Annotated in this window: 15 protein-coding genes and 1 pseudogene; 8 read left to right on the top strand and 8 right to left on the bottom strand. The window is 70.8% G+C overall.

What is annotated here, in order from left to right:
• Positions 1-19 precede the first annotated feature (19 nt).
• The 3 genes from dcd (at position 20) to LZ604_RS03215 (ending at position 1,914) form a co-directional block, all read left to right on the top strand.
• A complete protein-coding gene (gene dcd / locus LZ604_RS03225) occupies positions 20-595 on the top strand; it encodes a dCTP deaminase (RefSeq protein ID WP_234512394.1) in 576 nt (191 codons plus the stop codon).
• A gap of 8 nt (positions 596-603) precedes the next feature.
• Positions 604-1,101, top strand: a complete 498-nt coding sequence (locus LZ604_RS03220; RefSeq protein WP_234512392.1) for a phosphoribosyltransferase — start codon at positions 604-606, stop codon at positions 1,099-1,101.
• 315 nt (positions 1,102-1,416) lie between these two features.
• Positions 1,417-1,914 carry a tRNA wybutosine-synthesizing protein 4 beta-propeller domain-containing protein gene (locus LZ604_RS03215; protein ID WP_234512390.1) on the top strand — a complete coding sequence of 166 codons (498 nt, stop codon included), beginning with the start codon at positions 1,417-1,419 and terminating at the stop codon, positions 1,912-1,914.
• Between the two features lie 134 nt (positions 1,915-2,048).
• Here LZ604_RS03215 and LZ604_RS03210 read toward each other — a convergent pair whose 3' ends face one another.
• The 3 genes from LZ604_RS03210 to LZ604_RS03200 are packed head-to-tail and all read right to left on the bottom strand — an operon-like array spanning position 2,049 to position 4,927.
• Complete coding sequence (locus LZ604_RS03210) at positions 2,049-3,032, bottom strand: Yip1 family protein (RefSeq protein WP_234512387.1); 984 nt, start codon at positions 3,030-3,032, stop codon at positions 2,049-2,051.
• A gap of 3 nt (positions 3,033-3,035) precedes the next feature.
• Positions 3,036-3,893: a WecB/TagA/CpsF family glycosyltransferase gene (locus LZ604_RS03205; RefSeq protein WP_234512385.1), complete on the bottom strand. Its 858-nt coding sequence runs from the start codon at positions 3,891-3,893 to the stop codon at positions 3,036-3,038.
• A gap of 17 nt (positions 3,894-3,910) precedes the next feature.
• Positions 3,911-4,927, bottom strand: coding sequence for a glycosyltransferase family 4 protein (locus LZ604_RS03200; RefSeq protein ID WP_234512383.1), 1,017 nt, complete (start codon positions 4,925-4,927; stop codon positions 3,911-3,913).
• A gap of 301 nt (positions 4,928-5,228) precedes the next feature.
• Here LZ604_RS03200 and LZ604_RS35980 point away from each other — a divergent pair, with 301 nt between their 5' ends.
• Together LZ604_RS35980 and LZ604_RS03190 are read left to right on the top strand one after the other, a co-directional pair.
• Entirely contained in the window at positions 5,229-6,626 is a 1,398-nt protein-coding gene (locus LZ604_RS35980) for an O-antigen ligase family protein (protein ID WP_234512380.1), read from the top strand.
• Between the two features lie 580 nt (positions 6,627-7,206).
• Entirely contained in the window at positions 7,207-8,541 is a 1,335-nt protein-coding gene (locus LZ604_RS03190; RefSeq protein WP_234512378.1) for a lipopolysaccharide biosynthesis protein, read from the top strand.
• A gap of 124 nt (positions 8,542-8,665) precedes the next feature.
• Here LZ604_RS03190 and LZ604_RS03185 read toward each other — a convergent pair whose 3' ends face one another.
• Positions 8,666-9,598, bottom strand: a complete 933-nt coding sequence (locus LZ604_RS03185; RefSeq protein WP_234512375.1) for an FkbM family methyltransferase — start codon at positions 9,596-9,598, stop codon at positions 8,666-8,668.
• A 231-nt stretch (positions 9,599-9,829) separates the two neighbouring features.
• Here LZ604_RS03185 and wecC point away from each other — a divergent pair.
• Positions 9,830-11,047 (top strand): annotated as a pseudogene (gene wecC / locus LZ604_RS03180) (UDP-N-acetyl-D-mannosamine dehydrogenase); the annotation flags it as partial.
• On the opposite strand, the gene wecB reads toward wecC, so the two are convergent.
• The gene (gene wecB / locus LZ604_RS03175) at positions 10,949-12,310 is read right to left on the bottom strand and encodes a non-hydrolyzing UDP-N-acetylglucosamine 2-epimerase (RefSeq protein WP_372482081.1); all 1,362 of its coding nucleotides are present in this window, start codon (positions 12,308-12,310) and stop codon (positions 10,949-10,951) included. The pseudogene wecC and the gene wecB sit on opposite strands and share 99 nt — an antisense overlap.
• Positions 12,311-12,537: 227 nt before the next feature.
• Here wecB and LZ604_RS03170 point away from each other — a divergent pair, with 227 nt between their 5' ends.
• Positions 12,538-14,820, top strand: a complete 2,283-nt coding sequence (locus LZ604_RS03170; RefSeq protein ID WP_234512371.1) for a bi-domain-containing oxidoreductase — start codon at positions 12,538-12,540, stop codon at positions 14,818-14,820.
• Entirely contained in the window at positions 14,820-16,727 is a 1,908-nt protein-coding gene (locus tag LZ604_RS03165) for an asparagine synthetase B family protein (protein WP_267970875.1), read from the top strand. Before LZ604_RS03170 ends, LZ604_RS03165 begins: the two co-directional genes overlap by 1 nt.
• Here LZ604_RS03165 and LZ604_RS03160 read toward each other — a convergent pair.
• The 3 genes from LZ604_RS03160 to LZ604_RS03150 form a co-directional block, all read right to left on the bottom strand.
• The gene (locus LZ604_RS03160) at positions 16,703-17,962 is read right to left on the bottom strand and encodes a hypothetical protein (protein WP_234512367.1); all 1,260 of its coding nucleotides are present in this window, start codon (positions 17,960-17,962) and stop codon (positions 16,703-16,705) included. The two genes, LZ604_RS03165 and LZ604_RS03160, sit on opposite strands and share 25 nt — an antisense overlap.
• 55 nt (positions 17,963-18,017) lie before the next feature.
• Positions 18,018-19,475, bottom strand: a complete 1,458-nt coding sequence (locus LZ604_RS03155) for a sugar transferase (RefSeq protein ID WP_234512365.1) — start codon at positions 19,473-19,475, stop codon at positions 18,018-18,020.
• Between the two features lie 297 nt (positions 19,476-19,772).
• Complete coding sequence (locus LZ604_RS03150; protein WP_234512361.1) at positions 19,773-22,040, bottom strand: (Fe-S)-binding protein; 2,268 nt, start codon at positions 22,038-22,040, stop codon at positions 19,773-19,775.
• Positions 22,041-22,064: the final 24 nt, after the last annotated feature.

Here is a 22,064-nt window from a genome sequence, read left to right as displayed (position 1 = left end):
CCTTGCGTATTCTCGGGACGTGCTTCTCTCAGACAAGGACATCCGGACCGAGATCGACAAGGGGCGGGTCGTCATCGACCCGTACGATCCGACCATGGTGCAGCCCTCGAGCATCGACGTGCGGCTCGACCGCTACTTCCGGGTGTTCGAGAACCACAAATACCCCCATATCGACCCCTCCATCGAGCAGGCCGACCTGACGCGGCTCGTCGAGCCCGAGGGCGACGAGCCCTTCATCCTGCATCCCGGGGAGTTCGTGCTCGCCTCGACGTACGAGGTCATCACGCTGCCCGACGATCTTGCGTCACGTCTCGAGGGGAAGAGCTCCCTCGGGCGGCTCGGACTGGTGACCCACTCCACCGCCGGGTTCATCGACCCCGGGTTCTCCGGGCATGTCACGCTCGAGTTGTCCAACCTCGCCACCCTCCCGATCAAGCTCTGGCCGGGCATGAAGATCGGGCAGCTGTGCATGTTCCGGCTCAGCTCGCCGGCCGAGTTCCCGTACGGCAGTGAGCGCTACGGCTCCCGCTACCAGGGGCAGCGCGGGCCCACCGCCTCCCGCTCCTTCGTGAACTTCCATCGGACCCAGGTGTGAGCGCGAACATGGCCGACGTACGGGAGAACCTGACCTACGAGGCGTTCGGGCGTGCCGTCCGCAAGCTCGCCCAGACCATCGCCGACGACGGCTACGAGCCGGACGTCGTGCTCAGCATCGCGCGCGGCGGCGTTTTCGTGGCCGGTGGGCTCGCATACGCCCTGGACTGCAAGAACATCCATCTGGTCAACGTCGAGTTCTATACGGGTGTGGGCACCACCCTCGAGATGCCGGTCATGCTCGCCCCCGTGCCCAATGCGATCGACTTCACCGACAAGAAGGTGCTGATCGCCGATGACGTGGCCGACACCGGCAAGACCCTGAAGCTGGTCCACGACTTCTGCCTCGAAACCGTCGCCGAGGTCCGCTCCGCGGTGATCTATGAGAAGTCCCAGTCGCTCGTGAAGTGCGAGTACGTCTGGAAGCGCACGGACGACTGGATCGACTTCCCCTGGTCGGTCGAACCGCCCGTGGTCCGTCGCGAGGGTCAGATCCTGGACGCGTGACGGGACTGTTCGGGCCCCCGTGATCCCCGGTGCGGGGGCCGGGCGGCGCGACGGCCGGCGTCCTGCCGGGGCTCGGCAGGCGGCGGGGGCGCAGGCGGCGGCGAGCAGGGCCGGGTGCTTCGGGCACTCGTCGTGGCGATGGCGCACCGCGCCCGAGCTGTCCCGTCGTCGGCGCTTGGGCCATTGAGATGATGATTCGGCATGTCCTGTCCAGGCCGCTTTCGAGGCGATCGCATCATGAGGGAGGCCATCCCCTCGGAGGGCCCCCGGCTCGCCGCGAGCAGGGCACAGGCTGAGGCAGAAAGCAGGTCGGTCATGCGTGCTGAATCCCGTGGGGAACGTCCTTCCCGCTCGACGAGTGTGCTGGCAGGCAGCCTCATGGCCCTGCTGGCCCTGTTCGGCCTGGGCCTGGTCACCCCCGCTGCGGCGGCCACTCCGGCTCATCACAAGGCATCCCGGATGACCGTGGCACCGGCCCCGGAGAGCGGCCGGTGCGACAAAAAAAGTCTCTACAGCGACCGTCTTTCGCACGTGCTGGACGGCCGGAAGAAATGCGGCGCCACCACCACATTCGTTCAGGTTTCCCACACCGAGCAATGCGGGCCCGACACCTTCTGCTCGTCCACGGCGAACTGTCCGCCCGGGACGGTGGTCGTAGGCGGGGGCATCGGCACCAACACGTTCATCAGCAACGATGTCTGGCTCTACGAGACCAAGCCCATCGGCACCACCGCCTGGGAGGGCACCTACCGCAACCGCACCAACATCACCTTCCCGATCACTGCCTACGCCATCTGCGCCCAGTCCAGCTGATATGTCGGCGGCGGTGAGGTCCCGGGGAGGATGACCGAGAGGCGTCACGCGCGAGACCCCGGCGCGTGTGGCGCCGGGGCCTCTCCCTGGTGAGCGGTGCGCGGGACGTGGTGGTCCTCGGCGCCCGGCGACCGCTAGAACGTGCCGAGCTTCACGATCGAGAGGATCGCGATCAACTGGATCGCCGACGCGCCCAGCGCCTTCGGCCACGGCAGGTCGTGGGACCTGGAGACCATCAGGGTGAGCAGCGCGCCCGCCGCCACCCAGGTCGCCCAGCCCAGGAACTGCACGAAGAGGGCGTCGCCGCCGAAGAACATCGCGACGACCAGGCGCGGCGCGTCCGTGATGGACATGATCAGCATGGAGAGGCCCACCGTGGGCTGCCACGCGCCGTCGCCGCCGAGCTGGCGAGCCAGAGTGTGGGTGACCACGCCCAGGACGAAGGAGCTGACGACGAACGCCACGGCCGTCGTCAGCACGATCGGGATCGCGCTCGACAGCGTGGCGTTGATCGCGTCCTGGCGTGCGCCGTCGAAGCCGAAGACCGCCAGCAGGCCGTAGAGGAAGGTCACGGTCAGGGCCGGGGCCCAGAGCGTGTAGTCGCGCATCTGGAGGAACGTCTGGGCCGGGGACAGCACGATGCCCCGCAGCAGGTCCTTCCAGTGCAGACGCGGGCCGATGGGCGGCGCCGCGGACTGGCCCGCGCGGTAGGTCTCACCCTGGCTGTACGGGTCCTCGCCGACGGAGAACGCCTGGGTGTGGCCCGGGTTGTTGGCCGCGTACGGGTCCGCGGTCGGGGGATGGCCCTGACCGCCGCCGTCCCCGAAGTACTCCGGCTCGCCCTGGCCGTGCGCACGCCACTGCGGATGACCGCCGTGAGGCTGTGCGCCTCCGTAGGGCTGCGCGCCTCCGTGCTGCTGGGGCGCGGAGGGGTAGCCGTACGGTGGGCCCTGCGGTGCCTGCCGTCCGTACGGGGGTTGTTGCGATCGCGCTTGAGTGCGGTTGTCCCGGCCGCGTCCGATCCTGAATCCAGCCACGTCTTCGAACGTACCTGGTCCCGGAGGGTGACGTGCCGGGCCCGGGGCTCCGGGCCCGGCTTTGCTGCGGAGCTGTGACATCCCCTAGGGGATCCTCGCGGGGGGCTCGAGCGGGGGGTTGGGGGCGTCTCGGTGACGGGCGCACGCGTCTTGCCCGGTCCGCCGTCGTGACCAGTGCGCGGCGGTGAGGGCGACGAAGCGTGTGTTGCCCACCGCGTAGCGCAGGAACATGCGGCGTGGCTCCTGGGCCAGGCGGTGGAACCACTCGAGGCCGGCCCGCTGCATCCACCGCGGTGCCCTGCTGCGCAGCCCCGCCACCACGTCGAAGGAGCCGCCGACGCCGACGACCAGGGCGCAGCCCATCTCCTTTTGCCGGCGGGCGAGGAAGTACTCCTTGCGCGGGCTCGGCACGGCGAGGAACAGCAGGTCCGGGCGTGCCTCCCGGACGGCCGCCACCACCTCGGGCTCCCGGGCCTCGTCCCAGTAGCCGTCGCGGTGTCCGACGACGTCGACGCCCTGCCGGGTGGCGATGCGGGCGGTTTCCCGAACCACCTCCCGCTCCGCTCCGAGGAGGTAGACCCGGTATCCGTTGCGGGCGGCGCTGCGCCACATGGCCAGCATGAAGTCGATGCCTGCGACCCGCTCGGGCAGGGGGCTGCCGAGGAGACGGGCCGCCCAGACGACCGACTGGCCGTCGGCGTTGACGAGGGAGCAGGAGCGGATGATTCCCGCGAGTTCCGGTTCGTCGTGCGCCCGCACGATCTTGGCCGCGTTGAGTACGACGTGCTGGTGGGGGCCGCCGTCCGCGATCAGTGCCTCGGCGGCCGCCACGGACTCCGACAGGGTGAGCGGGTGAACGGGCAGTCCGCACACCGTCACCGGCCGGCCCGGGCTGCGCGGCCGGATCGGCGCGTTCTCGTTCGCCGGCGGGGTGGTCGGCACGCCGTGTCTCCGTTCCGTCAAAGGTGCCTGGCCAGACCCATGTTCTGCCAGAAGCGCACGAACTCCTCTGTGATGCAGTCGCGTTCATACCGCGGCCGCAGTTCCTTCCAGGCCTTCTGCTGGCGCTGTCGGATGTCCTCGATGTCCTCCTCGCACGCCTTGAGGAAGCCGGCCACGGACTCCACCGTCGCCTCCACCGGCTCCACGCAGCCCTGGCCGAACAATTCGGCGCTCCCCGGTGAGGGGGTCGCCGCCACGGTGCAGCCCGCCTGGAGCCCTTCGAGCAGGGCGAAGGGAAGCCCTTCGACCCAGCGGGCCGGCAGGACGAACACGTCGACCTTCGTCCAGAACGACAGCGCCTCCGACAGGTCCAGCACCCCGAGGTCCTCGTCCACGCACGCCATATGGCTCGGCGGTACGTCGTGCCGTATCCCGGCCACCCGGAACTCGACCTCGAGCCCCTGTCTCTTCAGCACATCGACCGCGCCGCAGACGAGGTCGAACCCCTTGACGCGGCTCATCGTGCCAATCCAGCCGACGCGCAGCGCCCGGGAGGGGGCGGACTCCCGCGAGGACGGGGTGGCCGGTGGCGCGGGGTTGCGCAGCACGGTGACGGACGCCGAACGGCAGCCGGTGGCCCCCAGTTGTTCCGCCACCGTCTCACTGAGCACGACCCAGTGGCAGCCGCCCAGCGACGCGCGCAGCACACGGCTCGCGGCGAGCCGGGTGGGCAGTTGCGCGCCGTGGAGGTGCAGGACCGGGGTCGCGCCGGCCGCCTTGGCGAGCAGGATCAGAAGCACATCGCGCAGCAAGGGCAGGCCCCACTGGGAGACGGGCAGGTAGACGGCGTTCGGTGCCGTCCGGATCAGCATGTAGGTGGCCTTGGCGAGGGCTGTCAAAGTGGCCGTGGCCTTTGCGGGCCAGGAGGCCGCGAGCCGGTCGGAGCCGGCCCGGCTGGCGGAGAGCGAGATGACCGCCCGCACGTTGCAGCGGCTGGTGAGAACGGGTGTGAAGAACTCGGCCGCCCGGCCCATTCCACCGAGACGCGGACTGTGTCGGAAAACAAGCACGGTCGGCCCGGCGGATTTCCGCGTAGAACGTGGACGGACGGGAAACATTGCCTGTCTCCAGCCATGGGGTTGTCATTGCAGAGTTCGGGCGAAAAGGCCGTGAAACAACAGAAGCATCTGGTCGGCGGAGAAGTCCAGTGCAACACGTCGAACCGATCTTTTCATACGGTATACAGGGTCGTGCCCAAGGGGCGCGCCACGGTGTGGATTCGGTATTCAGACTGGGCGTGATATGAATCGACGGAGTTGGCGAAAGAAGAGGGCTGTGAACTTTTTCAATTCCGCTCCGCAGTATTACTTCGCCTTCGTCGTGGTGTGCGCCGTCGTATGTGTCGTCTCCGCTCTGGTGCTGGCCGTATGCCTTCGCGGGGCGGGCTGGCTGCCCTGGGCGGCCTGCCTGGTACCGCTCCTCCTGCTGGGCAAGACTTACGCGACGGTGGGCCGCGCCCCGTTCTACGCGATGGACGTCCTGGCCGCCTTCGCGCTGCTCTCGACCCTGCACCAGTGGGGGCCTCGGGTGTTCTCGGAGAAGCGGTTGCGCTGGTTCCGGGTCGCGGCCGTGGGCCTGGCGGTGATGGCTTGCCAGGCGGTGTACCGAGGGATCGCCGCAGGCTACCCGGGGGCCCTCAAGGGCCTGATCCTGGGGCTTTACCCGGTACTCGGGTGGTGTGCCGCGACCTGGTTCCTCACCCGGCCGGTGGCAGAGGCCGTGCGGTGGCGGTGGGTGCTGTACGTGCCGACCGGGGGGCTCTTCCTGACCTGGGCCCTCAACATCCCGCTGCAGACCGCGGCCTCGGGCCTCTATCTGGCGATCGCCGGTGCCTTCGGCGCGCAGCTCAGGCTGCGGGGAAAGAGTCGGTTGCTGCTGTGGACGCTGGTCGGAGCGGCCCTGATGACCGCCGTCGCGAGCAAGCGCGGCCCTCTCTTGGCAGTGGTGGCGGCCGTGACCGCCACAACGCTGGCCGGCTGGGACCGCCGTCGGCGCGTCATCCGCCTCCCGATGCTGTCGTGGAGCATCGCCACAATGGGGGTGCTCGGCGTGCTCGGCTTCACCCTCTTTGGGCAGGACGTCTCCGACATGCCCGTGGTAGGGGGTCTCGCGGGCCGGGTGTTGCGCTCCCATGACACGAGTACCGAGGCGGGCGCGAACGTCGAACTGAGGCTGGAGATGTGGCGGGAGGCCTTCCGGTCGGTTCAGGAGGATCCGCTGCTGGGCACCGGGGCCGGACATCCCATCGACGTGGTCCGACACGGCGAGCACCTGAACGCCTCCGGGGCGGGCCCGCACAACTCGTTCGTCGGATATGTCTTCTACCTGGGCTGGCCCGCGGGTATCGCAGTCGTCCTGCTGGTCGCCGGGACCCTCCGCCGGACCTGGCGGGCCCGGCAACACCCCGCGGCCGCGTCCTGGTTCGGGGCGACGGTGGGCGTCGCCGTTACCGCGTTCACCAACGTCGCCTTCGAGACCACGTACATCGGCCTGCCCTCGTGGCTGGTGCTCGCCTGCGCCTTTGCGCTGGTCGGTGTCCCGCGCGAGGACGGGGAGGCTGTCGGCGGTTCCCGGGGCACGGTCCCGGTCAGCCGCGGTGCCCCGGCGTGTCGCCTGCCCTCCGGCACGGGACTGCCGCGGTCGGCTTCCGCGGAGGTGCCCGTCTCTTCCTGACCCGGGTGTGTCGACTTCACCGGCGTCTTGGTCGCGCATGAGGGCGTCCATTTCTCGTATGAGTATTCCCGGACGCGAAGCCACGAGAAATCGTGACGGCGGTGCAAAGGTCCGCTGCTGTCCGCGTGGTAGGACAGAACGCAAAGCCGGGAAGGAGACGCCATAGGTATGTTCGGGACGGGCTCGTACTGCTCCGGCTTTTCATCGCCGTCGGCTGCGCCGACGTCCTGTTGCTCTTTCCCGTATGCAGGCAGAGGGCGGCCCGGGTGGATGGCCGGGTCGTCCTCGCACTGCCCGCCGGCGGCCCGTCCCGGGCTCCACGGGCTTGACTGCGCGGATACCGCACCTGTGTCGCTCTCTTGGCCCTTGCGTCCGTCCATGGTTTTCCGGGTGCGGCCGTGATCCGCCTCCTGGAGGCATACCGAAGGGAAGACCCTGGGCCATCCCCTGTCGCGCACTGCGGCCCGAATCCGGCTTGCGGGGGACGCTGCTCGCCTCCTGCGGCAGCGGCCGGGCAGTGTGGCGCCGGCCGGTGTTCGCGTGTCCGGCGGCGTGCCGGCTCCGAGAGACCGGAGCGCCCGTGACACGCAAGGAGACGGAGGCCACCCTCAGGCCGCCACTGATGGCGGCCCTGCGTGGAGAGGCCGCGTTGGCCGTTCTCGGCGTGGCGGGCGGGGCGGTCACCGCGCTGGCCGGGTCCCTCGTCGTGGCCCGGTACCTCGAACCGGCCGAACGGGGGCACTACGCGTCCATCGTGGTGTTCGCGACACTCGCTCTGACGTGTCTCGAGATGGGCGGTGAGGTGGGGGTCGTCAGGGGCCTCGCGGACGTGCGGAGAGCGGGAAGGTCGTTCCCCGCCGGTTACCTTGCCTGGACGGTGCTCGCCTCCACGTCGGTGGCCGTCGCCGGATCCGCGGCGGGTGCCTGGGCGCCGCCCTGGATGCGACCGGTCTGGCTGCTTCCGCCCTGCGCCACCGCCGCGGTCTACGGCGGCTTGGTGTTCCGGCTGACGACCGGCACGCTGGTGAGCAGTGGCCGGCTGGGCCGGCTGATCGCGGCGCGTACCCTGGGCAACTGCGGACCGGTCCTCGGCTGCCTGCTCTGCGTCCACTTCGGGCTCACCTCGGCCCTGGAAGTGGCCACACTGTCGTTCGTCGCCCAGGCGGTGATGAACTCCGTTCTGCTGCTCCGCCTCGGGCGGGCTGGGGAGCCGCTCCTCCGCACCGTCCCGCGACCGGGCAGCGGCGGGTGGCACCGGAACATCGCTCTCGTCTGGTGCCGGGGAAACGTGCATCTCCATGTGCTCAACGGCTCCACGTACGTCCTGCAGCGGTCGGACCAGATGGCGCTCTCCCTCCTCGGGGCGGACAGGACCCTCGGCCTCTACGCAATCGCCATCAACGTCTCGGAGATCGTCGGCTATGTTCCCGCCGCTCTCTTCCCCCTCGTCTCGCGGGGACGGCCGGGCAACCCGGTCGAGCTGCGAAGGATTCTGCTGCTGCTCGCCCTCTGCGTCGGGACCTGCACACCGCTGGCCTACGTCGCCCTGCCCCTTGTGTACGGCGAGGTCTATCGGGCCGCTCAGCCCGCCGTCCTGCTCCTGGTGCCGGCGACCGGTGTGCTGGCGGTGGGGCGGCTGTTCCAGGGCGTCGAACTCCGTGACACCAGACGGCGCGGGAACCTTGCGGTGATCGCCGTGACGGCCGCGGCGGGGGAGTTCACTGCCGTGTACCTGTTCGGCGGCGGGAAGCCGGTGGCCGCCGCTTTCGCCTGTGCCTCGGGCTATGCCGTCTTCACCGTGTGGATCATGCTCTCCCGCAGCACGGGTTCCCTCGGCCCACGGCCTCTGCTGGACACCGTTCCGGCCCCGGGCAACGCACCGGAGCGGCGTACTGCCGACGGCCTGAGGGACTGAAACGGGCCTCGAGCCGCCACCGGCGAGTGGCCCACGCAGTCCCGTCGTCGGACCTCCCGTGGGCCGAACCAGGCGGGCCTCGGGTGTCGTGGGACTCTCCCACTCGAGTGCAGCCGCGGAAGCTCTACGGTCGGGCCTGGTGCCATGGCCGGGCCAAGGACTCCACGAACGGTGCGTCGGGCCGGCAGGCGGCGAAGTTGTAACCCCGCGTGGGATCCGTTTTGACCGCGGCGATCTCCCGGATCGTCAGCGGGCTGCGCCTGCCAGGTGACATGACGACCAGTCCCATCTCCATGAAGTGCCGGCTGACCTTGCAGGTGGGGTCGTTTCCGTGGTCCTCGAACAGGAAGATCACGTCGCGTTCCCGCAGGGCGTTGGCCGCGCCCTTCACGGCGGGGATCTCCGCGCCCTCCACATCCAGCTTGACCACGACGGGGCCGGCCGGTCCCGCACAGTGCCGCTGCAGGAGCGTGTCGACGGTCACCGAGGGGACGGAGAAGGCCTGCCAGCCGTCGCGGCCGAGGTCGCCGTTCCTCTCACACACTGACGCCGCCGCATGGGCCAGATGGTGGCCGACGATCGAGAGCGTGGCCTCGTCCTGCTCCCACAGGGCCGCGTGCACGACCTCGACGTCCCCGTCGTTGAGGGCGATGTTGTCCGTCAGGCGGCGGAAGGTTTCGGGGCTTGCTTCGACCGCGACGACGCACCGGGCCCGGTGACGGGCCAGCACGGACCAGTAGCCGATGTTGGCGCCGCAGTCCAGGAAGACCGCCTCGGAGGTGAGCACCCTGCCGAGCATCTCCCGGATCTCGGGCTCATAGACGAACGCGGGATCCAGCAACTTCACCCAGTAGCCGTCGTCGAGGTACACCCGCAGCCGTGAGCCGTCGCCGATCCGGAGGGTGACGTGGTTGTCCGTGGCGAAGTGCCGGCCCAGCATCCACGTCAGGCGCTGGACACCCCGGTGACCGACCGGCCTGGCGGCTCGGGCCAGCAGTCCGACGGCGGCGGCCTGGAAACGGGCGCCAGTGCCCCCGTGGACCTTGACCCTGCCCATTCTCCTGTGGAGCGCCCGGCATTCCGTCGCATCGCATGCGTCGTTTTCCCGGATGCCCGCCTCTGTCCGACTCATATGCGCAACGTATCCATCGCTGCAATGACGGCCGCCGGAGACGGATAGGTCGAAGCATTCGATTCACGCTTTCGGCGTAGCGGGAACTCGGCCCGGTTGCGGCCGCTAGGCGACATACCGGTCTTTTGAATTGTGGGCGTAAACGACTCTGACACGATGACGTTTGGGATTGCCGACCGAAAGGAATTCCTTCAGGTGTTCTCCACTGTTTGCGTCATCGGTCTCGGTTACATCGGACTGCCCACCGCCGCGGCGCTCGCGACGAACGGGATCGACGTCGTCGGTGTCGACGTCAATCCGGCCACCGTCGACCTCATCAACGCCGGCCGTGCCCCGTTCGTCGAACCGGACCTGGCCGTGGCCGTCAGCGGAGCCGTGGCCATGGGGCGGCTGCGTGCGACGGAGACGCCCGAGCCCGCGGACGCCTTCATCATCGCCGTACCCACCCCTCTGCAGGACGACCGCACGGCGGACCTGTCATACGTACGGGCGGCCGCGGCCTCGGTGGCGACCGTGCTCAAGGCGGGCGACCTCGTGATCCTCGAGTCCACCTCGCCGCCCGGCACAACGGTGGAGCTGTCCCGGTGGCTCGGCAAGCACCGGCCCGATCTGTCGTTCCCGCACGAATCGGGTGACGTGCCCGATGTGCGGGTCGCCCACTGCCCCGAACGTGTCCTGCCCGGCCGCACGATGATCGAGATCGTCACCAACGACCGGGTCGTCGGCGGTGTGGGGGAGGGCTGTGCCGAGCGGGCGCGGGCGCTCTACCAGGTGTTCACCAAGGGAGAGTGTCTGCTCACGGACGCGACGACGGCGGAGATGGCCAAGCTCAGTGAGAACGCCTTCCGGGATGTCAACATCGCCTTCGCCAACGAGCTGTCCATGGTCTGCGACCACCTCGGCGTCGACGTCAGCGACGTCATCGCCCTGGCCAACCGCCACCCCCGCGTCGACATCCTGCGTCCGGGGCCCGGCGTCGGCGGGCACTGCATCGCCGTGGACCCCTGGTTCATCGTCGGTACCGCGCCCCGGCAGTCCCGGCTCATCCGGCTGGCCCGGGAGGTCAATGACGGCCGGCCCGACTATGTGCTCGGTGAGGTTCTGCGGACGGCCGCCCGGTTCAAGGATCCCGTGATCGCCTGTCTCGGACTGGCCTTCAAGGCGAACATCGACGACCTGAGGGAGAGCCCCGCCCTGCACATCGTCACGCGGTTGGCAGAACGCCAGGTCGGCCGGCTGCTTGTCGCCGAGCCGCACATCAGGGACCTGCCGGACTCACTGGCACGCACGGGCGTGGTCGGCCTCGTCGACGTCACCACCGCCGTACGGGACGCGGACGTCGTGGTGCTGCTCGTGGACCATGACGCCTTCCACGGTGTCAGGCGCACCGCGCTGCGCGGCAAGGCTGTGTTCGACACCCGCGGCTTCTGGCGCTGACGTCCGGCTGCCGCACTCCGCGGGGTCCGGCGCGGGACCGGACCCCGGGGTATCCGGTTCCGGGTGGAACTCCGCGGCGGGCGGGCACAGCCCCAGCCAGTGACCTACGGCTCGTACGGTACGGTCCGCGGCGTGTCCGTCGCCGTACGGGTTGGCCGCCGTCGCCATCACGGCGTAAGCCGCCCGGTCGTGCAGCAGCCGGCGCACCTCCTTCACGATGTGCTCGCGGTCGGTGCCCACCAGCCGGGAGGTGCCGGCCCGCAGGGCCTCGGGGCGTTCGGTGGTGTCCCGCATGACCAGCACCGGCTTGCCCAGCCCCGGACCCTCCTCCTGGATGCCGCCGCTGTCGGTCAGGATGAGGTGCGCGCGGTTCATCAGCCGGGCGAAGGCGCCGTAGGGCAGCGGCTCGGTGAGTCGTACGCCGTCGAGGCCCGCCACCTGCGGCAGGATCGCGGCCCGCACCACCGGATTGGGGTGCAGCGGCACCACGATGAGCAGCCCGGGCTCACTGCGGGCGAGATCGGCGAGGGCACCGCCGATGGACTCCATGGCGCCGCCCCACGACTCCCGGCGGTGGGCCGTCACCAACAGGACCCGGCGGGGGGAGTCGTCAAGGTCGGCGAGGGCCGGGTCCCCGTAGTGCGCCGTGCGCCCGACCGCCCAGCGCAGGGCGTCGATGACCGTGTTCCCGGTGACGACGACCGACGACGGGGGGACACCGTCGTGCAGCAGGTTGTCCCGTGCGTGAGCGGTGGGCGCCAGGTGGAGGGACGCGAGCTGCGTCGCGAGCCGGCGGTTGATCTCCTCGGGGAAGGGCGCGTACCGGTCGCCGGTGCGCAGTCCCGCTTCGAGGTGCACCACGGGCACCCGGCTGTAGAAGGCGGCCAGTGCCCCGGCGAACGCGGTCGTGGTGTCCCCCTGGACGAGCACCGCGTCCGGCCGTTCCCGCCGGAGCAGGGGGCACAGCCCGTCGAGGACGCGCACGGTGATGTCGGTGAGGGACTGGCGCTCGCTGAGGATGTCGAGGTCGTGGTCGGTACGGATGCCGAACAGCGTGTGCACCTGGTCGAGCAGACCGCGGTGCTGGGCGGTCACCGTCACGGTCGGCCGGAAGAGCGGGGACCGGTCGAGCGCCTCGATGACGGGGGCCATTTTGATGGCCTCTGGTCTTGTTCCATAGACGACCATCAGTCGTTTCACCCGAGTCTCCTCTGGAAGAAGCGCTCTTCGGGCACCAGCGAATCGTTGTTCCGGGGCCGTGACCGCCATTGCAGGGTGTGTGTTCCCCCGCCGGAATGAACATGTTCGGCCGTCCGGTCCGTTCGGCGGGACACGGGCACGGCCTGTCACACCGCCGTCCCTACAGTGCGCGTGGTCCGCGCTTTCTGCTGCCGTGGCGGCCTTTTCCCCTTCCGTAAAGGCAGGATATGAAAACAGTTCTCCTGTCCCCGCGCACCGGCGCCATCACGGTGGCAGACATTCCCGCCCCCGACGCCAACGCCGGGACGGTGGTGATCCGCAACGAGTGGTCGCTCATCAGCGCGGGTACGGAGCGGGCCACGGTCTCCACGGGCGCGCAGAGCCTGATCGGCAAGGCCCGGCAGCGTCCGGACCAGGTGGCGCAGGTGATCGACAGCGTGCGGCGCACCGGCCTCGCCGAGACCTACAGAACCGTGAAGGACCGCCTTGACCGCCCGGTACAGCTCGGGTACTCCTGCGCGGGCATCGTCCTGCGGGTGGGAGAGGGCGTCGAGGACATCCGTCCCGGGATGCGGGTGGCCGCGGCCGGGGCCCGCTATGCGTCGCACGCGGAGATCGTCGCCGTGCCCCGCAATCTCGTGGTCCCCGTACCGGAAGGGGTGGACACACAGTGGGCCGCATTCGCCACGGTCGGCGCCATCGCTCTCCAGGGCATCCACCAGGCGGAGGCGGTGCCGGGGTCCCGGATCGCGGTCATCGGCCTCGGGCTGGTCGGCCAGCTGACGCTTCAACTGCTGCGTGCCTACGGCTACGACGCGGTGGGCATCGACCCCGACCCCGTCATGGTGGCGCTCGCCGAGTCGGCGGGTCTCGTGGCCTTTCCGCGCGGCGCGGACGGTCTGGCCGGTGCCGTCCTGCGGCACTGGGCGGGCGCCGGCGCGGACGCTGTGCTCATCACCGCCGCCACGCCCAGCTCCGACCCCGTGGAGTTCGCCGGTCACCTCGCCCGGGACCGTGCCACCGTGGTCGTCGTCGGAGACGTGGGCGTCGCGCCGCCGCGGTCCTCGTACTACCGCAAGGAACTGTCGATCCGTTACGCCCGCTCCTACGGCCCCGGCCGCTACGACCCCCGCTTCGAGGAGGGCGGCCATCCCTACCCCGAGGGCTACGTCCCGTGGACGGAACGCCGCAACCTCGCCGAAGTGCTCCGGCTGACGGCGACGGGAGCGCTGGACCTGGCCGGACTGAACCCGCGGGTCTTCCCCGTCGAGGATGCGGCCGACGCGTACGAGGCGCTGAGGCCGTCGCCCGGCGGACGCAGTGTCGCCCTGCTCCTGCGCTACCCCGGGACCGCTCAGCTGCCGTCCCCGCCCACTGTCCCGGCCGGCTCCGGCACCTGGACCGCTCCGCAGGGCGTGCTGCGCGTCGCGGCGATCGGTGCGGGCAACTTCGCCACCCGTACACTCTTTCCGGAGCTGAAGCGGGTACCCGGCGTCACCTTCTCGTGGGTCGCCGGCGGACGGGGACTGTCCGCCGCGCACCAGGGGCAGCGGTGGGGCTTCCGTACCGTTGCCGAGAACGTGGACAGCGGTCTCGCCTCCGGTGACGCCGACTGCGTCATGGTGCTCAGCCGCCACGACAGCCACGGCTCGTACGCGGCACGGGTGCTGCGCGGTGGTACCGCCCTGTACTGCGAGAAGCCGCTCGGTCTGACCGAGACGGAACTGGAGGACGTGGCCGACGCCTGGCTGCACTCGGGAGCGCCGGCGATGGCCGGCTTCAATCGGCGGTTCGCGCCCGCGGTACGCGACCTGCGCGCCGCGCTCCCCGCGGGGGCGCCCCTCCAACTGGTCTACCGGGTGTTCGGGGGGCGGCTCCCCGCCGACCACTGGTACTTCGACCCCCGGCAGGGTGGACGGCTGCTCGGCGAGGTCTGCCACTTCATCGACATGGCGGGCTTCCTGGTGTCCGGAAAGCCGGTCCGGGTTCGGGCCGTCGGGGTGGACTCGAGGGACGGGGCCACCGCTCAGAGCGTCACTGTCCAACTGACGTACGACGACGGCTCGGCCGCCTCCATCGTGTACGGGGGGCTGACCCCACCCGGCGCGCCCAAGGAGCTTCTGGAGATTGCCACCGACGGGGTGGCGGCCAGGATCGACGACTTCCGTTCGCTGACCGTGTGGAAGGGCGGCAGGGCGGCCACTACGGCCTACCGTGGGGGGCCCAAAGGACACGCGGCCGAGATGCGCGGCCTCGTTCGGGTGGTGCGAGGCGAGCCCTTGGGCGGTGCGGCGGCCGCCGCCGACTTCTCCTCGGCGCTGTGGAGTTCGCTGGTGGCCTGTCGAGCGGTCCACTCGCTCACCGAGGACCGGGTCGTCGAGACGGCCCCCGTCACGCCCGCTCTGGTCCGGGCGCTGGGCTGTTCCGCGCCCGGTACCGGTGCGGCAGCCGCGGTGCCGAAACCCGGCCCGCCGGCCGGTGGAGCCGCTGCGACCACGGCGGCCTTCTGATGTGCGGCTTCGTCCTCCTGCTGAACCGGACCGCGCGGCACCGGCCGCCCTCGCATCCGGATCCGTGCGTGGCGCTCGCGCACCGCGGGCCCGACGCCGACGGCCACCTCGACCTCGACGGGGGCAGCTGGCATGCGGAGCTGCACTTCCGCCGCCTGGCCGTGGTGGACCTCGCCTCGCGCAGCAACCAGCCCTTCGGCACCCCCGAGCGGGGGGTGCTGGTCTACAACGGTGAGATCTACAACGCGCCGCAGCTGCGGGAGCTGCTGCGCGGGCGGCGGGTGGCGTTCACCACCGAGGGCGACACGGAGGTTCTCTACGAACTCCTGTTGCAGCCGGACGCCCCACGGCTGCTCGACGAGGTCGACGGCATGTTCGCCTTTGCTCTCGTCCTGCCCGACGGAGAGGTCCGCTACGGGCGCGACCGGCTGGGCGTCAAACCGCTGTACACGGCGTCGGACGCGGCGGGGCGCCTGGTCGCGCTCGCCAGTGAGATCGAACCGCTGCGGGCCGCCGGACTGGCCGGCGAGGCCGACCCGGTCGCGGTTGCCCAGGGCGCCATGTTCCTGTGGACACCGCCGCCGCGTACCGGCTGGCAGCGCATCCGTGCCGTACCGACCGGGACGATGCTCGCCACCAGGGCCCCCCGGTATGACGAGGTGTCACCGCGATGGCGTGCGGGTCCCACCGGCCCCGCCGAGGACATCGGAACCGCGGTCCGCGTCTCGGTCGCCCGGCAGTTGCGTGCGGACGTGAGGGTCGGTCTGCTGCTCAGCGGGGGCCTCGACAGCACCTGGCTGGGCGTGGAGATGGCCAGGCACGGCTTTTCCGGGCCCTCCTTCGCCGCGCGGCCCAGCACCCCGGCGGTCGGCGGGGAGCCGTTCGAGGACGACGCTCCCTACGCGGCCCGGGTCGCGCGTCGGCTGAGTCTGCCGCTGACGTGGGTGGACCTGGATGTCGACGTGCTGCGCCGGATCCCAGAGCTGGTCGTGGCCACCGAGGTCCCCTTCGGGGACCCCGCCGCGGTTGTCCTGCTGCAGCTCGCCCGCGCCGCACGCGGAAAGGCGACCGTGCTGCTGTCGGGACTGGGGGTGGAGGAGCTGTTCCTCGGGTACGAGCGTTACCAGGCTGTATGGCTGTTGCAACGATTCCCCGCGTGGGCGCGCCCCGCCCTCGGTGCGACCAGCGCGGTGCCCGCGGCCCGGCGCTACCGGGGCCGCGTGGACAAGTTCGGGCGGTTGCTGCAGCTCGGCGCCCTCGACTGGTCCTGGGCGACGCAGGCGTACTACTCCGGGCGGGAGTGGGCGGCACTGTCGCCGCTCGTCGGTCTTGACGCGGTCACCGAGCGGCACCGAGAGGTGGCGGGCACTGTCCTGAACGCGGGCGGCACACCGCTCGCGGCGCTGGCGGAGTGCGACCGGCGGCTGTTTCTGCCGGGGCTGAACCTGCTGTACGCCGACCGGGCATCGATGCGGGCGAGCGTGGAGCTCCGGGTGCCGTTCCTGGGCGAGCCGGTGGTGGCCGCCGCGCTCGGCGCGGTCGCCGAGGAGCAGGTGCGGCTGGGCGACGGAAAGGCGCGTTTCCGCGCGGCCGCAGTGGCGTCCGGGGTGCCGCAGTTCGTCGCCCGGCGCCCCAAGACGGGGTTCGGGGCGCCGGTGCGGTCGCTGTTGCGTGAGCACGGTGTCCGCCTGTGGCGCGAGGTGCGGCGCTCCCCGCTGTTCGACGACGTCTTCGACCGGCGGACCGCGGACCGTCTCGTCGCCGAGCACGTCCAAGGGCGGCGTGACCGGGGGCTCGCGGTGTTCGGCCTGCTGTGCGCGGCCGCGTGGTGGGAGCGGAACGTGATGGCGGGCGCGGGACGGATCACGGACGTTCTGTCGGGCTACGAGGCGGCCGCCGTCGGCTGATCGCTCTGAGCGGCGGGAGCCGACGGGTGCTGACCGCCCCGCAGGGCTGCGTGCAGGGCGGTCAGCGCGTCCAGCAGGGGTGCGGCGCCCCAACGGGGCGACTCCCAGAGGGCCCGGTTCACCCTGAGGCGCCCGGTCCGCCGGGCGGGGCCGAGGCCGGGGTAGCGGCCGACGACGGCGGCCAGCACCGCGCACGCGAACCCGGGGGTGGCCAGGCCGCGGTCGGCCGCCCACGCCATCACCCGTACGGCCGTCGCGTCGTTGTTGGGATCCCGGCGGGGGCGGCCGCCCGCGAAGTAGCGGGGCAAGGGCCCATCGAACAGGTTCCGCAGGTAGTGCTCCGCGCCCTTTTCGAGGGGGGCCCGGACGTCCATGCCGAGCCGGGTCCCCGCCTGGTCCAGGCGCAGCAGCACGTATCCGGTGTGGAAGCCGTCAACCCAGCCCAGGTTCGGGCCCCGGCCGTACGGCCACGAGCCGTCGGGGCACTGACCTGCGAGGCTCACCTCGACCGCGTCGCGGGCGGCGGTGGCCAGGCGGTTCGCCAGGTCCCCCCGCAGGGTACCGGCGCAGGACAGACGTGCGGCGAGCGCGGCGCCCATGAGGTTGGCGTTGTGGACCAGGACGTCGCTGGTGGGCGTGTAGGTGAAGAACTCGCCGTTGTGCAGGTGTTCCAGCAGGGCGTGGCCGAGGGACCGCACGGCCTGGTCGCCGAGCGTCCCGGTGTCCAGGCAGCCGTCCGCGCAGAAGGTGGTGGCGACCAGGTTGGGGATCCGGGAGGGGTAGTAGGCCCACCGGGTCTGCACGTCGAACTCGTAGCGCCACAGCCCTGCGTAGCGCCCGGCCAGCTGCTCGGCGGCCGTCCGCCGGCCCAGCCGGAGGGCACGCTCGCGCCAGACGGGAGAGGCGGAGAGCCGGGCGCAGGCGCTTGCGGCGGTTCCGGTGGCCGTCGCGGTGCGCAGGGCGCGGATGCCGAGGACGGGGCGGAGGTCGAGCGGGCTGCGTTTGACGGACTGGAGGAGAACCTGCCGGAGCACGCGGTGCGCGGCCGCCCGTCCCAGCGGACCGGTCAGCCCGTCGTAGGGGTCGGGGCCCGCCCAGCCCCGTGTGTCGGCCCAGGTGAAGAGGCGCTCCGCGAGGGCGGCCACGTCGGTGCTGTCGTACGGAGGCAGGGACGTGCGGGTGGAGCCGGGCACGGACGCGCTGTCGGAGTCGGCGGAGGTGGTGACCGACGGCATGGGCCCTCCCGGGATGTTCGTCAGTGCTGCGATGGGGTGACTGCTCCGGGGCGGCTCAGTAGGCGCCGGTACCGGCCAGCACGGCGCGCACCGTCCGCACCAGCACCCCGATGTCCACGGACAGGGACCAGTTGTCCACGTATCCGAGGTCCAGGGCGACGGTCTCGTCCCAGGACAGGTCGGAGCGTCCGCTGACCTGCCACAGGCCGGTGAGTCCGGGTTTGACGGCCAGTCGGCGCCGTTCCATCTCGTCGTAGCCGGCCACTTCGTCGGGCAGCGGAGGCCGGGGGCCGACCAGGGACATGTCGCCGCGGACGACGTTGAACAGCTGGGGCAGTTCGTCCAGGGAGTAGCGGCGCAGCACCCGGCCGACGCGGGTGACCCTGGGGTCGCGCCGCATCTTGAACATCCGGCCGTCCTTCTCGTTGGTGCCGGCCAGCTGGTGCCGCAGCCGTTCCGCGTCCGCGACCATCGTGCGGAACTTCGCCATGGTGAAGGGCGCTCCGCCGCGGCCGATGCGCGTCTGCCGGTGCACGACCGGGCCCGGTGAGTCCAGGCGTACGGCGAGGGCGACCGCCGCGAACACCGGGGCGAGCAGCACGATCAGCAGTGCGGCGCCCAGCCGGTCGGTCACCGACTTCAGCAGCGCGGCGAACCCCCGTTTCAGGGGCGGAGCCACGTTCAGCATCGTGAGCCCGGCGATGGAGAGGACGCCCACCCGGCGTCCGGCCACCTCGGTCAGGCCCGGTACGACCATGAGCGGGCACTGGGCGCCGTGCAGCGCCCACGACAGCCGCCGCAGCCGGGCGCCGTTCAGATGCGGTCCGGGGACGACCACGACCACGTCCACGCCGAGCCGCCGGGCCGCCTCGAGCACCGGCGCGGAGTCGGCCGACATGCGCGACGGCGCCTGCCGTCCCAGGCGGGCGGCGACCGGGGCCAGGTCGTGCGGATCCTCGTCGCCGATGGGGCACACCCCGACGACGACGAACTCGTGGTCGGTCCGTTTCGCGAGGTGGCTCACCAGACCGTCCACGGCCTGCGCCTCCCCGATGACCAGGGCCCGGCGGACGGCCCGGCCGGTGCGGCGCTGCGCGAGCAGATGACGGTGGAGCAGCGCGTGCACGGCGGCGCTCGCCGGGACGCACGGGACAAGGGCGGCCAGGGCGAGGAGGAAGGGGGACTCCTCGCCGGTCGCCGCCCGCACCACCGCGAGCAGTCCGATCAGCACCAGCCAGTCCGGCAGCGCGGAGCCGAGGTTGTCGCGCTCGCCGAGCCGGCGGCCGGCGTAGCGGTCCCGTGCGGTGCGCACCAGCAGCCAGGACAGGGCCGCCACCGTCGCGTATGCCACCGCGTTCCTGCCCTCGGCCCGCGCGAAGGCCGCGCACACCGGGGCACCGGCGGCGGCCGCGTCGCCGAGGACGGCCGCGGGCGCGTACCAGGCGGGCTTGCCGCCGCGGCGCCCGACGGGTGGCTGCTCCCGGATGACCTGCGTCCGTGCCGGTCTCGTCATCGGTGCGTGGGGCATTGTCTCCCCGAACAGCCACATGCGCCCTCCAAGAGGATCGGAAAGGACGAATCGAGTGTCTCCGGCGGTCTGTGGGAGAGCGGGGCACGACGCTGGGGGAGAGGGAACTCTCACCCGATGAGCAGAGCGTTATGCCCGCTACATATGCGCACCCGTATGACGCGCCGCCGAGTCCGGTGGGCGGGGGATGCCGGTACACGCGCGAGGGGCCGGGGTCGCTCGATGGCGACCCCGGCCCCTCGTCGGCCTGCGAACGGCGCGGGAACGGCGTATGGAAGCCGGCTACTTCACGGGCTCGGGCTCCGGCTCGCTCTCCGCCTCCGCCGCGCCCGCCGGGTCGACCGGCGTCTTGACGGAGTCGAGCAGCAGCTGCGCCACGTCGACGACCTGGACGGCCTCCTTGGCCTTGCCCTCGTTCTTCTTGCCGTTGACCGAGTCGGTCAGCATGACGAGGCAGAACGGGCAGGCGGTGGAGATGATGTCGGGGTTGAGGGAGAGGGCCTCGTCGACACGCTCGTTGTTGATGCGCTTGCCGATCCGCTCCTCCATCCACATCCGCGCGCCGCCGGCGCCGCAGCAGAAGCCGCGCTCCTTGTGGCGGTGCATCTCCTCGTTGCGCAGGCCCGGGACCTTGCCGATGATCTCGCGCGGAGGCGTGTAGATCTTGTTGTGGCGGCCCAGGTAGCACGGGTCGTGGTAGGTGATGATGCCCTCGACCGGGGTGACCGGGACCAGCTTGCCCTCGTCGACCAGGTGCTGGAGCAGCTGGGTGTGGTGGATGACCTCGTAGTCGCCGCCGAGCTGCGGGTACTCGTTGCCGATCGTGTTGAGGCAGTGCGGGCAGGTCGCGACGATCTTCTTCGCCGACTTCGGCTTCTTGGTCGCCGGGTCCTCGTCGTCCTCGCCGAACGCCATGTTCAGCGCGGCGACGTTCTCCATGCCGAGTTCCTGGAACAGGGGCTCGTTGCCGAGACGGCGGGCGGAGTCACCGGTGCACTTCTCGTCGCCGCCCATGATCGCGAACTTGACGCCCGCGATGTGCAGCAGCTCCGCGAAGGCCTTCGTCGTCTTCTTGGCGCGGTCCTCCAGGGCGCCGGCGCAGCCGACCCAGTAGAGGTACTCGACCTCGGTGAGGTCCTCGATGTCCCGGCCGACGACCGGCACCTCGAAGTCGACCTCCTTGGTCCACTCCAGGCGCTGCTTCTTGGCCAGGCCCCAGGGGTTGCCCTTCTTCTCCAGGTTCTTGAGCATCGTGCCCGCCTCGGACGGGAACGAGGACTCGATCATCACCTGGTAGCGGCGCATGTCGACGATGTGGTCGACGTGCTCGATGTCGACCGGGCACTGCTCGACGCAGGCGCCGCAGGTGGTGCAGGACCACAGGACGTCCGGGTCGATGACGCCGTTCTCCTCGGCGGTGCCGATCAGCGGGCGCTCGGCCTCGGCGAGAGCGGCGGCGGGCACGTCCTTCAGCTGCTCGGCGGACGCCTTCTCCTCGCCCTCCATGGTCTTGCCGCCGCCGGCCAGCAGGTAGGGGGCCTTGGCGTGCGCGTGGTCACGCAGCGACATGATGAGCAGCTTCGGGGAGAGCGGCTTGCCGGTGTTCCAGGCCGGGCACTGCGACTGGCAGCGGCCGCACTCCGTGCAGGTGGAGAAGTCCAGCAGGCCCTTCCAGGAGAACTGCTCGACCTGGGAGACGCCGAAGACGTCGTCCTCGCCCGGGTCCTCGAAGTTGATCGGCTTGCCGCCGGAGGTCATCGGGAGCAGGGCGCCCAGGGAGGTCTCGCCGCGGGCGTTGCGCTTGAACCAGATGTTCGGGAACGCCAGGAAGCGGTGCCAGGCCACACCCATGTCGGTCTTCAGGGCGACCGTGATCATCCAGATGAAGGAGGTCGCGATCTTCAGGCCCGCGAAGAAGTAGGTGAGGTTCTGGAGCGTGGAGACGTCCATGCCCTCCAGCCACGACACCACGGGGTAGGAGATGAAGAACGAGGCCTCGTAGCCGTCCACGTGGTGCTGGGCGCCCTCCAGGGCGTGCAGCATGAAGATGCAGACGCCGACGATCAGGATGACCGCCTCGACGAAGTACGCCTGGCCGAAGTTGGAGCCGGCGAAGCGGGACTTGCGGCCCGGCTTGCCCGGCTTGCTCAGCTGACGGATCACGATCAGGACGGCGATGCCGAGCACCGTCATCGTGCCGATGAACTCGACATAGACGTTGTACGGCGCCCACTCGCCGATGACCGGCAGGATCCAGTCGGCCTGGAACAGCTCGCCGATGGCGTTGACGATCGTCAGCAGCAGGGTGAAGAAGCCCACCGCCACGAACCAGTGCGCGACGCCGACGATGCCCCAGCGGTTCATCCTGGTGTGGCCGAGGAACTCCCTGGCCACGGTGAGGGTGCGCTGGACGGGCTCGTCGGTGCGGGTGCCCGCGGGCACGCTCTGGCCGAGCCGCATGAAGTTGTAGATCTGCAGGACGGCGCGGGCGAACAGGGCCACGCCGACCACGATCAGAACCAGCGACACGATGATCGCGGCGAGTTGCATTTGGGGGCTCCTCGGGCCTGCGAG

It is taken from the genome of Streptomyces glomeratus (assembly GCF_021462825.1).
GTDB lineage: Bacteria > Actinomycetota > Actinomycetes > Streptomycetales > Streptomycetaceae > Streptomyces > Streptomyces glomeratus.
This window is presented reverse-complemented; position numbering and strand designations above follow the sequence as displayed.

Coding starts and splice junctions, on each gene's coding strand:
- LZ604_RS03220 (WP_234512392.1), top strand. CDS start 604: ATGGCCGACGTACGGGAGAACCTGACCTACGAGGCGTTCGGGCGTGCC.
- LZ604_RS03215 (WP_234512390.1), top strand. CDS start 1,417: ATGCGTGCTGAATCCCGTGGGGAACGTCCTTCCCGCTCGACGAGTGTG.
- LZ604_RS03210 (WP_234512387.1), bottom strand. CDS start 3,032: ATGTCACAGCTCCGCAGCAAAGCCGGGCCCGGAGCCCCGGGCCCGGCA.
- LZ604_RS03200 (WP_234512383.1), bottom strand. CDS start 4,927: ATGGGCCGGGCGGCCGAGTTCTTCACACCCGTTCTCACCAGCCGCTGC.
- LZ604_RS03185 (WP_234512375.1), bottom strand. CDS start 9,598: ATGGGCAGGGTCAAGGTCCACGGGGGCACTGGCGCCCGTTTCCAGGCC.
- LZ604_RS03170 (WP_234512371.1), top strand. CDS start 12,538: ATGAAAACAGTTCTCCTGTCCCCGCGCACCGGCGCCATCACGGTGGCA.
- LZ604_RS03165 (WP_267970875.1), top strand. CDS start 14,820: ATGTGCGGCTTCGTCCTCCTGCTGAACCGGACCGCGCGGCACCGGCCG.
- LZ604_RS03160 (WP_234512367.1), bottom strand. CDS start 17,962: ATGCCGTCGGTCACCACCTCCGCCGACTCCGACAGCGCGTCCGTGCCC.
- LZ604_RS03155 (WP_234512365.1), bottom strand. CDS start 19,475: ATGACGAGACCGGCACGGACGCAGGTCATCCGGGAGCAGCCACCCGTC.
- LZ604_RS03150 (WP_234512361.1), bottom strand. CDS start 22,040: ATGCAACTCGCCGCGATCATCGTGTCGCTGGTTCTGATCGTGGTCGGC.